The sequence below is a fragment of the Enterobacter sp. MGH 24 genome (assembly GCF_000493015.1).
Taxonomy (GTDB): Bacteria; Pseudomonadota; Gammaproteobacteria; order Enterobacterales; family Enterobacteriaceae; genus Enterobacter.
Window position 1 is genome coordinate 3577095 of sequence record NZ_KI535657.1, and the last position, 14599, is coordinate 3591693.

Annotated in this window: 12 protein-coding genes; 8 read left to right on the plus strand and 4 right to left on the minus strand. The window is 59.4% G+C overall.

The annotated features are described in order from the left end of the window. Positions 1-185 precede the first annotated feature (185 nt). The 3 genes from L370_RS05125 to L370_RS05115 are packed head-to-tail and all read left to right on the plus strand — an operon-like array spanning position 186 to position 3338. Complete coding sequence (locus L370_RS05125) at positions 186-2825, plus strand: YdbH family protein (RefSeq protein WP_023335558.1); 2640 nt, start codon at positions 186-188, stop codon at positions 2823-2825. Continuing rightward, positions 2822-3013 (plus strand): YnbE family lipoprotein, encoded by a 192-nt coding sequence (locus L370_RS05120; RefSeq protein WP_014169918.1) that lies wholly within the window; start codon positions 2822-2824, stop codon positions 3011-3013. Before L370_RS05125 ends, L370_RS05120 begins: the two co-directional genes overlap by 4 nt. 7 nt (positions 3014-3020) lie before the next feature. Then, complete coding sequence (locus L370_RS05115; RefSeq protein WP_023335559.1) at positions 3021-3338, plus strand: YdbL family probable chaperone protein; 318 nt, start codon at positions 3021-3023, stop codon at positions 3336-3338. Here the strand turns inward: L370_RS05115 and feaR are convergent, their stop codons facing one another. Beyond that, positions 3339-4247, minus strand: coding sequence for a transcriptional regulator FeaR (feaR, locus tag L370_RS05110; RefSeq protein WP_023335560.1), 909 nt, complete (start codon positions 4245-4247; stop codon positions 3339-3341). A 241-nt stretch (positions 4248-4488) separates the two neighbouring features. Between feaR and L370_RS05105 the strand changes: the two genes are divergently transcribed. Continuing rightward, positions 4489-5988 carry an aldehyde dehydrogenase family protein gene (locus L370_RS05105; protein ID WP_023335561.1) on the plus strand — a complete coding sequence of 500 codons (1500 nt, stop codon included), beginning with the start codon at positions 4489-4491 and terminating at the stop codon, positions 5986-5988. An 88-nt stretch (positions 5989-6076) separates the two neighbouring features. Here L370_RS05105 and L370_RS05100 read toward each other — a convergent pair whose 3' ends face one another. The 3 genes from L370_RS05100 to paaZ form a co-directional block, all read right to left on the minus strand. Next, entirely contained in the window at positions 6077-7183 is a 1107-nt protein-coding gene (locus tag L370_RS05100; protein ID WP_023335562.1) for a GGDEF domain-containing protein, read from the minus strand. 118 nt (positions 7184-7301) lie between these two features. Next, entirely contained in the window at positions 7302-9575 is a 2274-nt protein-coding gene (tynA, locus tag L370_RS05095) for a primary-amine oxidase (RefSeq protein ID WP_023335563.1), read from the minus strand. Between the two features lie 205 nt (positions 9576-9780). Continuing rightward, positions 9781-11820, minus strand: coding sequence for a phenylacetic acid degradation bifunctional protein PaaZ (gene paaZ / locus L370_RS05090; protein ID WP_023335564.1), 2040 nt, complete (start codon positions 11818-11820; stop codon positions 9781-9783). A gap of 284 nt (positions 11821-12104) precedes the next feature. Here paaZ and paaA point away from each other — a divergent pair, with 284 nt between their 5' ends. Genes paaA through paaD form a run of 4 tightly spaced genes read left to right on the plus strand, consistent with a single transcriptional unit; the run spans position 12105 to position 14598 of the window. Next, positions 12105-13034, plus strand: a complete 930-nt coding sequence (gene paaA, locus L370_RS05085; RefSeq protein ID WP_023335565.1) for a 1,2-phenylacetyl-CoA epoxidase subunit PaaA — start codon at positions 12105-12107, stop codon at positions 13032-13034. A gap of 12 nt (positions 13035-13046) precedes the next feature. Continuing rightward, entirely contained in the window at positions 13047-13334 is a 288-nt protein-coding gene (gene paaB, locus L370_RS05080) for a 1,2-phenylacetyl-CoA epoxidase subunit PaaB (protein ID WP_003857353.1), read from the plus strand. An 8-nt stretch (positions 13335-13342) separates the two neighbouring features. Then, positions 13343-14089, plus strand: coding sequence for a 1,2-phenylacetyl-CoA epoxidase subunit PaaC (paaC, locus tag L370_RS05075; protein WP_023335566.1), 747 nt, complete (start codon positions 13343-13345; stop codon positions 14087-14089). Between the two features lie 11 nt (positions 14090-14100). Then, entirely contained in the window at positions 14101-14598 is a 498-nt protein-coding gene (gene paaD / locus L370_RS05070) for a 1,2-phenylacetyl-CoA epoxidase subunit PaaD (RefSeq protein WP_023335567.1), read from the plus strand. Position 14599 lies beyond the last annotated feature (1 nt).

Here is a 14599-nt window from a genome sequence, read left to right on the forward strand (position 1 = left end):
TCACGTTAGCATGATTAAAATTATCTTACAATTTCTAAAATATTATTGAATTCAATAAGTTCTATCAATTATTCTAGAGCATCTATCCTTAAAAATGGCATTCCCTTCAACTGACTGGCTAAACATGCGACAATGATCGGCACTGCCGGCTTAATTCTTTCGCTAAATCAGGATATTAACTGCCCATGAAGGGTAAATACAAAGCCGCTCTTGCGCTTTTACTGCTGTTCATATTATTGCCGCTGACGCTGCTGATGACGCTCGCCCAGTGGGTACCGACGCTCGCCGGGATCTGGCTCCCCGTCGGGACGCGCATCGCTTTCGAAGAGAGCCCGAAACTGACTCGCCACGCGCTGGTGATCCCCGATCTTCGCTATCTGGTTGAAGATTGCGAAATTGCCCGCATCGATAACGTGACGCTGTCACATCCGAGCCGCTGGAAGCTGGATATCGGTGCGCTGGATCTCAATTCCGTCTGTCTGAGCAAAATTCCCCAGTCTGCGCCCTCAACGGTCGCCCCCAAAACGCTGGCACAGTGGCAGGCCGTGTTACCCAATACCTGGATCACCGTTCACCGTCTGACGCTGTCGCCCTGGCAGCAGTGGCAGGGCGAACTTCATGCATCGCTGACGCCGTCCATTCAGGAGATAGCCTATAAAGGCGAGCAGGTCAGCATTAAAGGTACGCTTCGCGGTCAAACGCTCTCGGTCAGCCAGTTCGATGTACAGCTCCCGGACCAGCCGCAGCCCATTAAGCTGGTGGGCGAGTTTACCCTGCCGCTGGTTCCGGACGGCGTGCCGGTGAAGGGCCACGCGGTCGCGACCTTTAACGTGCCACAGTTAACGTCTCTGGTCGATGCCGATCTGGACTGGGAAGACAACCAGGGACAGCTGGTGGTGATGGCGCGGGACAACCCCGATCCGCTGCTCGATCTGCCGTGGCAGATCACCGCGGAGCAGCTGAACATCAGCGACGGACGCTGGAACTGGGATCTTTCCGGTATGCCGCTGAGCGGACGCGTTTCGCTTCGCGCCGACAACTGGCAGCAGGGACTGGATAAAACCACCCTGACCGGACGACTGAACGTGCTGACCCACGGTGATGCGGGGAAAGGCAATGCGGTACTGAATATTGGGCCCGGCAGGCTCAGCATGGAAAACAGCGATATGCCGCTGCATCTCAGCGGCGAGGCGAAGCAAAACGATCTTATTCTGTACGCCAAATTGCCCGCCACGCTGACCGGCAGCCTGTATGAACCGCAGCTGGCCTTTGAGCCGGGCGCGCTGCTTCGCTCGCGCGGGCGCATCATCAACTCACTCGATATCGATGAAATCCGCTGGCCGCTGGCGGGCGTGAAGCTGACGCAGAAGGGCGTGGACGGCCGTCTGCAGGCTATTCTGCGCGCCCATGAAAACGAGATGGGTGATTTTGAACTCCACCTGGACGGTCAGGCCAACGACTTTTTACCCGACAACGGCCTGTGGCAGTGGCGCTACTGGGGAAAAGGCGGCTTTACGCCGATGCATGCCCGCTGGGATGTCGCCGGGAAAGGCGAGTGGCGCGACAAGCTTATCGAGCTGACGGCGCTCTCCACCGGTTTTGACAAGCTCCAGTACGGCACGATGGAGGTCAGCAAGCCGCGCCTGGTGCTGGAGCAACCGGTGCGCTGGTTGCGTGACCCGGATAAACCGGCATTCAGCGGCGCGCTGTCGCTCAACGCCGGGCAAACCCGTTTCTCCGGGGGCAGCGCGTTGCCGCCCTCGGTCCTGACCTTCAGCGTCGACGGCACCGACCCGACCATCTTTCAGTTCAAGGGCGACCTCCATGCGGACAAAATCGGCCCGGTACAGGTAAACGGACGCTGGGACGGTGTGCGCCTTCGCGGGCAGGCCTGGTGGCCGAAACAGTCCCTCACCGTATTCCAGCCGCTGATCCCGCCGGACTGGAAAATGACGCTGCGCGACGGAGAGCTTTACGCGCAGGTCGCCTTCTCGGCGGCGGCCGATCAGGGCTTTGAAGCGGGGGGGCACGGCGTGCTGAAATCCGGCAGCGCCTGGATGCCGGATAACCAGATTAACGGCGTCGATTTTGTGCTGCCGTTCCGCTTCAGCGAGGGAACCTGGTCCCTCGGCACGCGCGGTCCGGTCACGTTGCGCATTGGCGAAGTGGAAAACCTGGTGACCGCGCGCAACATCACCGCCGATCTACAGGGGGATTATCCCTGGACGGAGGACAATCCGCTGCTGCTCACCAACGTGAAGGTGGAAACCCTCGGCGGGAAGATCACCATGCAGCAGCTGCGGATGCCGCAGCACGATCCGGCCCTGCTGCGCGTGGACAATATCTCCTCCAGCGAGCTGATTAGCGCCGTCAATCCGAAACAGTTTGCCATGTCAGGGCCGGTGAGCGGGGCGCTGCCGTTCTGGCTGGACAATGAAAAATGGATCATTAAAGATGGCTGGCTGACCAACCCGGGCCCAATGACGCTGCGCATCGACAAAGATACGGCCGACGCCATCGTCAAAGATAACATGGTTGCGGGCGCGGCGATTAACTGGCTCCGCTATATGGAAATTTCGCGTTCGTGGACGAGAATCAATTTAGATAACCTGGGTGAATTAACCATGCAGGCGACCATCAAGGGGACCAGCCGGGTGGATGGCAAAAGCAGCTCCGTCAACCTGAACTATACCCATGACGAGAATGTCTTTACCCTCTGGCGCAGCCTGCGTTTTGGGGACAACCTGCAAACCTGGTTTGAGCAACATGCGGCGATACCTGCTCCCCGCAGTTTGACTGGCAAGGAAAGTGAGGAACAACAATGAAAAAGATGGCTGGTGTGCTCACCGTTGCCGTTGCCGCGCTACTGACCGGCTGTACGCCGCGCATTGAAGTCGCTGCGCCAAAGGAGCCGATTACCATCAATATGAATGTCAAAATCGAACATGAGATCCATATTAAGGTCGATAAAGACGTTGAAACCCTGCTGAAATCGCGCAGCGATCTGTTCTGAGGATGCCATGAAACGATTAGCTCTGATTTTACTGGCGCTGGGGATGAACGTGCAGGCGGCCGCGCTGACCTTAAGTGATGCCCGGGCGCAGGGGCGCGTGGGGGAAACCCTGAGCGGCTATCTTGCCCCGATTCAACAGGACGCAGAAACCCTGGCGCTGGTCAATCGTATCAATGCGGCACGCACGGAAAACTACCAGAAGCTGGCCGACAGCAATAATTTGCCGGTCGATGAAGTGGCTAAAATGGCGGGTCAAAAGCTGGTTGCCCGCGCGCAGCCGGGCGAATACGTGAAGGGCATCAACGGAAAATGGCTCAAAAAGTAGCTAGCGGTAGCGCCTGCGGTATTCACCCGGCGAGACGCCAAAACGCTGCTTAAACGCCGTAGAAAAATGGCTATGGTCGGTGAACCCCCAGCTGTAGCCAATGCCCGCCAGCTTTTCATCATCACCGGTAGATTGCAGCGCCTGCGCGCAGAGATCCAGACGACGGTTTTTGATGTACTGCGCCACCACCAGCCCCTTCTCGGCAAACATGCGGTAGAGGCTGCGCACGGACATGCCGCTCTCGGCGGCAATCCATTCCGGGCGCAGCGATTCAGACTGAATATGGTCGTCAATCAGCGCCACTACGTGCTGGAACTGGCGCTCCTTGCGCGGCTGAATGATTTCACGCTGCTGGAATGCGGGGCGCAGCAGGCAGATCATCGCTTCGAGCGCCGCTTCGCTCTCCCGGTCACTCAGGTCGGCATTGCTCATGCTCTCTATCAACAGGCGGTGGCTCAGCTGTACGGTGGGCAAGGTGCGGGAAAGGGCGGTCGCGCAGCTTATCTCCTGGAAACGACATTGCTGCTCAATAATCTGACGGGGAACCAGGAGCGAAATCTGGCGGGATTTTTCCCGCCAGTTGATCGAGCAGGGACGCGACGCGTCAATCAGCGTGATATCACCGGTTCTGAGTACCGCGCGACGGTCATCCTGCTCAATTTCCGCGCTGCCTTCGAGCTGGAACACGGTATAGAACCAGGCATCATTACTCTGTGCGATCTCCTGACGGGAGCGGAACAGGTTAACGCCGCCTGCGGTCACGGTGCTGAGCTTCAGGCTGCGCGCATAGCTGGTCTCCAGCTCGCCGAAGAACTTTCCCTCGGTGGGCTGCGCGTTAAAACGCCCGCAAACCTGGTTAATTTGCGCCAGCCACTGCTGATACTGTTCCTGCTCGCTTGCACACGCCATCGTTTCTCTCACTGCACCGTCAACGTTTTCGCATTGTTGCATTTGTGTTGCATTTTGTCAGAGCTATGAGGCTGACTATAGGAAAGAACACTCACCGGTAACAGCGATATAAGCGGCAATTATCGCGATTTGCGGAGCCTGTCACAGGTGGCAAAGCGAATGTCACAGAGACAAAAGCGAGAATGCAAAACCCCACTTAGACTGGATGGACACCCTGCGAAGAATAACGAAGGAGTATCCTATGTCTGAATCACAGGTGGCCATTCAGCCTGCCGTACAACAATTTTTAGACCGACAGCATGGCCTGTGGATTGAAGGGCGTCAGGCCGCGTCGGACAGTGAAAAGCGGCTGAATGTCTTCAACCCGGCCACGGGCGAGGTGATTGCCTCGACCGCCGATGCCAGCGTCGATGACGTTGACCGTGCCGTCATGTCCGGCTGGCGCGCGTTTGTCGCCCGCAGCTGGGCCGGAAAACTCCCGGCGGAGCGCGAGCGGATCCTGCTCCATTTCGCCGATCTGGTTGAACAGCACAGCGAGGAGCTGGCCCAGCTCGAAACGCTGGAGCAGGGCAAATCCATCAACATTTCCCGCATGTTTGAAGTCGGCTGTACCCTGAACTGGATGCGCTATACCGCCGGGCTGACCACCAAAATTTCGGGTAAGACCCTCGACCTCTCCATCCCGCTGCCGCAGGGCGCCCGCTATCAGGCGTGGACGCGAAAGGAGCCGGTTGGCGTGGTGGCCGGGATTGTGCCCTGGAACTTCCCGCTGATGATCGGGATGTGGAAAGTGATGCCTGCGCTGGCTGCGGGCTGTTCTATCGTCATTAAACCGTCCGAAACCACGCCGCTGACCATGCTGCGCGTGGCGGAACTCGCCAGCGAAGCGGGCATTCCGGACGGGGTGTTCAACGTGGTCACCGGGAGCGGCGCGGTGTGTGGCGCAGCGCTGACCTCGCATCCGCATATTGCCAAGGTAAGCTTTACCGGCTCAACGGCGACGGGTAAGCAAATCGCCCGCGCGGCGGCAGATACGCTAACCGGGGTGACCCTGGAGCTGGGTGGGAAAAACCCGGCTATCGTACTGAAAGACGCGGACCCGGCGTGGGTGATAGAAGGCTTAATGACCGGCAGCTTCCTCAACCAGGGGCAGGTCTGCGCGGCGAGCTCGCGCATCTACATTGAAGCGCCGCTGTTTGACACGCTGGTCAGCGGGTTTGAGCGGGCGGTGAAATCCCTGAGCGTCGGGCCGGGCATGTCGCCGGAGGCATTTATCAATCCGCTGGTGTCGCGCGCGCACTGTGACAAGGTGCAGACCTTCCTGGATGAAGCGACGTCGCGCAATGCGGAGCTGATCGTCGGTAACCGGGGGCCGGAAGGCAAAGGCTATTACGTATCGCCTACGCTGGTGGTGAACCCGGATGCCTCGCTGCGCCTGACTCGCGAAGAGGTGTTCGGCCCGGTGGTCAACCTGGTGCGCGTCGCCGACGGGGAAGAGGCGCTCCAGCTGGCAAACGACACCGAATATGGCCTGACGGCCAGCGTCTGGACGCAGAATATCAGCAAGGCGCTGGAGTACACTGACAGGCTGCAGGCGGGCACCGTCTGGGTGAACAGCCATACGTTGATCGACGCCAACCTGCCGTTCGGCGGCATGAAGCAGTCCGGCACCGGGCGTGACTTTGGCCCGGACTGGCTGGACGGCTGGTGTGAAACCAAGTCGGTTTGCGTGCGGTATTAAAAAACAAGCCGGGTGGCGGCTACGCCTTACCCGGCCTACAACGACTCGCACCGTAGGCCGGGTAAGCGCAGCGCCACCCGGCTTTTAATTACAGCGACCACCGATCCCGCCCGGCCTCCTTCGCCCGATACAGCGCCGCATCGGCGCGGGCGATGATCTCGGTGCCCGCTAACCCCTCCGCCATGCTCGCAATCCCCATGCTCACGGTGACATGGTCGCTAACGGTTGACGCGCCGTGCGGTATAGACTCCGTGCGCAGGCCGTCCTGAATGCGTAAGGCCACCTTTTCAGCGATGGTTTCCGGGCAGTTAAACAGGATCACCACGAACTCCTCGCCGCCGTAGCGTGATACCACGTCGTCAGGCGTGCGTACCGACTGCTTCAGCACCCGCGCCACGCGCGTCAGGCAGTCGTCTCCCGCCTGGTGCCCGTAGGTGTCGTTGTAGCGTTTGAAATAGTCGATATCCAGCATAATCACCGAGAAGGTTTTTTTCTGCTCAACCGCGTTCTCCAGCACCACTTCCATTTTCCGGCGATTGGCGGTTTTGGTTAACGGATCCTGATGCGCCAGCGCATCCAGCCTGGAGATCAGCAGCTGATTTTGCTGGTTGCGTCGCCAGGCCTCGTCAAACCAGCTCAGCAGGATGAAACGCCCGCAGATCAGGATCAGCGAGAACACGCTCCAGATGACAATGAAGTGAAGGTTGAGGCCATCGTTCAGTGTCCAGTTTGCTATCGGCAGGGTGATCCAGAGCGGGAGTACAAAGGCGAGTAGCCCTTCAGGGTAAAAATAGAGCGCCGTTAAGCCGGCGAGTAACAGAATGACGCACAGCGGCCAGACGTGCGGGAGCAGCAGCTGGGTGATAAACCAGAAGCAGGAGACCGACCAGATGGCGCTGCAGATAAACAACACCACGCTGATGCCGGCGATGCGCCGCCAGGCCATGAGGATCAGCGCGGCGGAGAGGATGATAATGCCGAGCATGGAGGCGTCGACCATTCTCGTCAGATGCGGCGAGTGGGGATAAAGGGGATCGCTGGCCTTAAGCAGGACGTGTCGCAGCAGAATCATCACCGCGAAGCTGATATTGACGAAGGCCAGCCACGGCAGGTTCATCGCCAGCCCGTGCATGACCATGGCATGGCGTGTCGGCCAGGTTGCCCGTTCAAGTGTCGGTTTTTTTCTTTTTTCCATAAAGCCCTTTCCCGTCCGGGGGATAAATCATGCAGGTGAGATATCAGTAACTATAAGCAAGCCAGGACGATCCTCAAATGCGGAGGCAAAAAAAACCGGGCAATTGCCCGGCAGGTGGTTATTTTTCGTCTTTCTTTTTCCCGAGCGTTGGCGTCTCGTCGAAGAAGTTCCACGGTTTAAGCAGGGTATGTACCCATTCCGTCGGCATAATCGGCCATTCCTCCGCGCGGGCGACGTGGGTGGTGCCGGTGGTCATCCAGACCACGTCATCCTGATCGTTGAGCGACTCGTTATCCTTGCTGTACTGCCCCAGGCCCGTGTCGTGGATGGAGCGATTCGGGAATTTGCCTTCCGGGTAGAGTTCATCCGGGTGGTAACGGGTCACCCAAAGCTGTTTGTCCATAAAGCTCAGGCGATGGTAAATCCACTCGTCCGGGGCAAATTTCGCGCCGGTTGCCACTGGGTGCGTACCCCCCGCGTAAGGGATAATCTGATACGAAACCGGGTTGCCCATGCGGTTCTCTTTACTTGTGTTGCTCAGCAGCCGAATGGTGCCCGGGTCGAATTTCTGCGCCGCCTGCTGCTCGGTATCAATATCGTACTGATTAATCTGCATGGTGCTGGTGCGCGGGCCCCCGGCGGTATTCGGCTTCACTTCCGGATCCATGGCCACCAGCTTGTTGTTGATGCCGTCCACGTCCATATCAAGACGGAAGTTGTAGATGTGCTGGTGCGTGGTGCCCACGATGTTATGGTCGATCAGCGTGCCGTATTTGGTGTCGTCTTTGGCGGTGGCGTCGTGCATGGTTTTCGCCTGAACGCCTTTCACCGCCTCGATACCCGTCGCGCCGGCATCAATGCCGATGGTGCCATTTTCATGGAACACCCAGTCGAAGATGTAATCGTAGTTGCCCACGGTACTCACCCAGCGCACCACCAGCTCGCGGCGCTCGGTGCTGACGTTTGGCTGGCCCATCTCCTGATGTTTGTATTCCGGCCCCGCATAGCGTTCGAAAATGGCGATCGCGCGCGGGATCTCCATCGGCGCGCCGGTGTAATCCGGGATAGTTTCATTGAGCATCACGGCGTTGGACGGCACGTCTTTACCGCGTACCAGCGGTGAGGTCAGGGTGCCCATGCCGTAGTCGCCGGAGTCGAGATAGGCTTTAAAGTACCAGCCCACGTCCGGATCGCCATAAGGGACGATCATGCCGCCGAGCGACCCCTGATACATAATCTGGCGCTTTTTGCCGTTGTCGTTATAGGTGACGGTTGAAATCATCGGGCCCACGCGGGAGTCCAGGCTCAGATGGAAATCCCAGTTCTGCCAGTGCACCATATCGCCGGTGATGGTGTAGTTCTTGCCTTCCGGCTCGACGATCTCCAGGGGTTTCTTCACCGTTTCAACCCGGTCGCGGCCGTCATACGGGCGCGGGGTGAGCGGAACCGGGATGACCGGGCCTTCTTCGATCTTCTGAATTTTCTTCTGCTCAAGATCGACAACCGCGACCAGGTTCTCAATCGGGTGCGCCCAGTAGTTGCCGTCGCCCACGTCCAGATAGCTCACCACCTTCAGCAGGCGATCTTCCTGCTTCAGGCCGTCTTTACCGTCGAAATAGCCGACGGTCAGCGGCGTGGTAATCACTTTTTTCGGGTCGGCGATGCCGTGTTTTTTAAGCACTTCGGCGAACTCGGTGCTGTCGTTGATGATCTGCTGAACCGCGGTGAAATCATCCAGCAGGACCATGCCGTGCGCGTCTTTTACCGGTTCCCAGCGCAGGATTTTTTTATCCTTCAGATCCACCACGCTTTCGATAACGTGCTTTCCATCGAGCATGACGATCTTCGCCTGGCGGGGGGCATCCACGGCCGTACCGTTAAGCACAAAGTCCCACACTTTGGCTTTCTCAGGCTCTGCAAGGGCGATTTGGGTAAAGCGGGTATTCGGTTTAAAGTCCGCCGAGGCTTTCACAATCTCAACGGCCTGCTTAATTTCGTCCGCCGTTAGCGCGTTTAACGGGTGAGGGCGTTTTTCAACCTGGAAGGTCTGATCGAGGCCAGACTGGAAAACATCGTTAATGAAGGTATCCGAAATAAAGGCTTTCTTGCCCTTCATCACCACCGGCACCTCGAGCTTGAGGGTTTTACCGTTGACGACGGCGGTTTTCGCGCCCGGTTTGACCTTCACAAAGGCACCGTCTTTCGCAATGGTGAACATCTGTGCGTAATCATCCCACTGAACGTCCGCGCCAAAGTCCTGCAGCGTTTTGTCCATCGGGACCATATGCGCCTCGCTGCCGTGGGCGAAAACAGGGGATTGCCAGGCGCAACACAGCGCAACGGCCATGGCCAGCGCCGTTCTACGGGCAGAAAAAGAAGAATTGCTTCCCATCGTAGACCTCATCTTGTTGTGTTTATTGTGTTGTGACAGCCTTATCCTGACAGGCCCATGAGAAAAGCGTTTGCCTGCATCTGCCAGGTTATTTGTTGGTCTTGCCAGGTTAAAAAAAGAGCGGGGCGGTATCACACCCCGGCTGGTCGTCGTAGGCCGGGTAAGCATCGCGCCACCCGGCAGGAAAGGCGGTGAAGGGAAGGTGTCAGAAATCACCCCGCTGGCGCGCCACCAGCGTCAGGATGGAGTAGATCGCCGCGGCCTGCTGGTGCTGGTTGAAGATCTCAACCGCCCATTCCACCACGCCGGTCGGTTTTTCCTCTGCGGTGCGCTGTTTCTTCAGCGTTTTACGCTTGCAGGTCAAACGCACCTGAATGGTATCGCCCGGCTTAACCGGCTCGATAAAGCGCAGGTTCTCCATGCCGTAGTTGGCTATCACCGGCCCGACGCCCGCATCAACAAACAGCCCCGCTGCGGCGGAGATCAGGAAGTAGCCGTGCACCACGCGCTCGCCGAAGATCGACTCTGCCGCGCCGATCTTGTCCATATGGGCGTAAAAGTGGTCCCCGCTCAGGCAGGCAAAGTTCACGATGTCTGCTTCCGTGAGGGTGCGGCGCGGCGTCAGCAGGCTGTCGCCCGGCTGAAGCTCCTCAAAGTATTTGCGGAACGGATGCACGCGATCTTCCTGCACCGTTGCGCCCCGCACCCACTGTTTGCCAATGGCGGCCAGCATCGTCGGACTGCCCTGAATCGCGGTGCGCTGCAGGTAGTGCTTCACCGCGCGCAGGCCGCCCAGCTCTTCGCCGCCGCCCGCGCGGCCCGGGCCGCCGTGGACCAGCTGAGGCAGTGGGGAGCCGTGGCCGGTGGACTCTTTCGACGATTCCTCGTTAAGGATTTGAATGCGCCCGTGGGCGCGCGCCGCACCGGCAATAAACTGGCGGGCAATGTTCTGGTCTGCGGTGACAAGCGTACCCGCCAGGCTGCCGCCGCCCGCGCGGGCAAGCTGCATCGCGTGGCGTGCATTGCGATACGGCATTAGCGTCGCAACCGGGCCGAAGGCTTCGGTAGAGTGGACGGCCGGGGTTTCGTCCGGCTGCGGGCAGAACAGCAGGGTCGGCGGGAAGAACGCGCCCGCGGCCTGCATATCCGCTTTGCCACCCAGACGGATCTGGCAGCCTGCGGCGATCAGCTGCTCCACCTTCTCCTGCACGTCCGCGCGCTGTTCGGCGTTGACCAGCGCACCCATCTTCACCCCTTCCTGCGCAGGGTCGCCCACCACCATTTTTTCCAGGCGGGCAATCAGCGCCTGGCTCACGGCGTCAATCTGGCTTTGCGGGACGATAATCCGGCGGATAGCGGTACATTTCTGCCCGGCCTTGGCGGTCATCTCGCGGACCACTTCCCGGACGAACAGCGCAAACTCCGGCTGGTCTGGCGTAACGTCTTCCCCCAGCACGCAGCAGTTCAGGGAGTCCGCCTCCATGGTGAACGGAATCGAATTTGCCACGATATTCGGGTGCACGCGCAGGCTTTGCCCGGTACTGGCGGAGCCGGTAAAGGTCACCACGTCCTGGCTGTCGAGCTGGTCGAGGAGATCCCCCGCGCCGCCGCAGATCAGGCTGATGGCGCCGTCCGGCACTAGCCCGCTGTCCACGATGGATTTCACCATCGCCTGCGTCACCTGCGCGGTCGCGGTAGCGGGTTTAATAATGGCGGGCATCCCGGCAAGCCAGGTCGGCGCCAGCTTTTCCAGCATCCCCCAGCAGGGGAAGTTAAAGGCGTTGATGTGCACCGCCACGCCGGACTTCGAGGTGAGAACGTGGCGCGCTGCAAAGCCGCCTTCTTTTGACAGCGGGATTAACTCGTCTTCCGGCCACAGCGTGTCATCCGGCAGCTCGCGGCTGCCCAGGCTGGCGTACGTGAAGAGGGTGCCGATGCCGCCTTCAATATCCACCCAGCTGTCCGCCTTCGTTGCGCCCGTCTGGGCCGACAGGGCATAGAACGTCTCTTTTTCGCTAAGCAGGTGCTTTGCCACCGCTTTCAGCATGGCCGCACGTTCGATAAAGGTCATCTCGTGAAGCGCTTCACCGCCGCGCTCAATCGCATAGCGACGGGCGGCCGCCATGTCCAGCCCTTCGCTGGTCACGCTCCACAGCGCTTCGCCACTGATGGCGTGAAGAATAGTGCGTTCGCGGCCCCGGCCAGACTGCCAGGTACCGGACACGAAGCTGGCTAACTGCTGCATCGCTTATCTCCAAATGTTACGTAATTTACTCATTAATAGTTTAATCATGAATCATAAAAATCAAGCTGAGTTTTAATGAATTGTTAACATTGTGATCCGGTCTGATGAATTGCAGCGCGTAAAGCGAGTGTTCAGGGGGCGTTCAGCAAAAGCCTTGCGAGCAACATCACAAAACCAGGAAACAATTCTTGGGGTTATATTTAACCTTTGTGTAACTTTTAAAAAACAAAGTGATTCAGAATTACGCTTTAATTTGCAAACTAACGAATCATAAAGGTGATGACGTGACGCAAGAACAACGGTTTGAGCAGCGCATAGCGCAGGAGACGGCGATTGAGCCTCAGGACTGGATGCCTGACGCCTACCGTAAGACGTTGATCCGTCAGATTGGTCAGCATGCGCACTCCGAAATTGTCGGCATGCTGCCGGAAGGGAACTGGATCGCCCGTGCGCCGACGCTGCGCCGAAAAGCAATCCTGCTGGCGAAAGTGCAGGACGAAGCCGGGCACGGGCTCTACCTCTACAGCGCGGCGGAAACGCTGGGCTGCGCGCGGGAAGACATCTACCAGAAGATGCTCGACGGCAGGATGAAATACTCCTCCATCTTCAACTATCCGACCCTGAGCTGGGCCGACATCGGCGTGATCGGCTGGCTGGTGGACGGCGCGGCCATCGTCAACCAGGTGGCGCTGTGCCGAACCTCCTACGGTCCGTATGCCCGTGCGATGGTGAAAATCTGTAAAGAAGAGAGCTTCCATCAGCGCCAGGGCTTTGAGGCCTGCATGGCGCTGGCGCAGGGCAGCGAGGCCCAGCGTCAGATGCTGCAGGACGCCATCAACCGCTTCTGGTGGCCCGCGCTGATGATGTTCGGGCCGAACGACGACAACTCGCCGAACAGCGCCCGCAGCCTGGCCTGGAAAATCAAACGCTTCGGCAATGACGAACTTCGCCAGCGCTTTGTCGACAACACGGTGCCGCAGGTGGAGATGCTGGGCATGACGGTGCCGGATCCCGACCTGCGTTTGGACGAAGAGAGCGGTCACTACCGCTTCGGCGAGATCGACTGGCAGGAGTTTGACGAGGTCATTAACGGGCGCGGCATCTGCAACCACGAGCGCCTGGCCGCGAAACGAAAAGCCTGGGAAGAGGGGGCGTGGGTGCGGAAAGCCGCACTGGCGCACGCGGAAAAACAGCGCGCCCGTCAGGCCGCATAAGAGGAAATAACCATGAGCAACGTCTACTGGCCGCTGTACGAAGTGTTCGTACGCAGCAAACAGGGGTTATCCCACCGTCACGTGGGCAGTCTGCATGCCGCCGACGATCGCATGGCGCTGGAAAATGCGCGCGATGCCTACACCCGCCGCAGCGAAGGATGTTCTATCTGGGTGGTTAAGGCGAGCGAGATTGTCGCCTCCCAGCCGGAAGAGAGCGGCGAGTTCTTCGACCCGGCGGAAAGCAAGGTTTACCGCCATCCGACGTTCTACACCATCCCCGACGGCATCGAGCATATGTGAGGCAAAGAATGAATTCAGTGACTGCCTATGCCCTGCGTCTGGGCGACAACGGTCTGGTGCTCTCCCAGCGTCTCGGCGCCTGGTGCGGCCACGCGCCGGAGCTGGAAATTGACCTCGCGCTCGCCAATATCGGTCTCGACCTGCTGGGCCAGGCGCGCAATTTCCTGACCTATGCCGCGGAGCGGGAAGGCCAGGGCGATGAAGACACCCTGGCGTTTGGCCGTGACGAGCGCCAGTTCCGCAACGTCCTGCTGGTCGAGCAGCCGAACGGCAATTTCGCCGACACGATTGCCCGCCAGTACCTGATGGATGCCTGGAACGTGGCGCTGTACGAGCGCCTGACCCAAAGCAGCGACGGCCAGCTTGCCGCCATCGCTGCCAAAGCGATTAAAGAGGCGCGCTACCACCTGCGCTTCAGCCGCGGCTGGCTGGTGCGGCTTGGGGACGGGACCGAAGCCTCCGCGCAAAAAATGCAGCAGGCCATAGACAGCCTGTGGCGTTTTACGGCCGAGCTGTTTGAGGCGGATGACGTTGAGCTGGCGCTGATTGACTCCGGCGTGGCGGTTGACCCGCGCGTCCTGCGTCAGCCGTGGGAAAGCGAAGTGTTCGCCGGTCTGAATGAAGCCTGCCTGCAGGTGCCCGAAGAGGTGGCGTACCGCACCGGGGGTAAGAGGGGGCTGCATACCGAACATCTGGGCCCGATGCTGGCGGAGATGCAGTACCTCCAGCGCGCGTATCCCGGCCAGCAGTGGTAAAGGAGAACGCTATGCAACGCCTCGTCGACATCGCGCCTGCGCAAATTCCGCAGATCTGGGCGCTGTTAAGCCAGATCCCCGATCCGGAAGTGCCGGTATTAACCATCACCGATTTAGGCATGGTGCGCAGCGTGAAGGCGCAGGGGGAAGGCTGGGTTATCGGCTTCACGCCAACCTACTCGGGCTGTCCGGCCACGGAACACCTGCTGGGGGCGATCCGCGACGCGATGACCGCGAACGGCTTTACTCCGGTACACATTGTGCTCCAGCTTGAGCCCGCCTGGACCACCGACTGGATGACCGCCGACGCGCGCGAGCGCCTGCGGGCGTACGGCATCAGCCCGCCCGTGGGGCATAGCTGTCACGCGCATATTCCGGCGGAGGTGAGCTGCCCGCGCTGCGCCAGCACCGACACCTCGCTTATCAGTGAATTTGGTTCGACGGCCTGCAAAGCGCTCTACCGCTGCAACACCTGCCGCGAGCCCTTCGACTATTTCAAATGTATTTGAG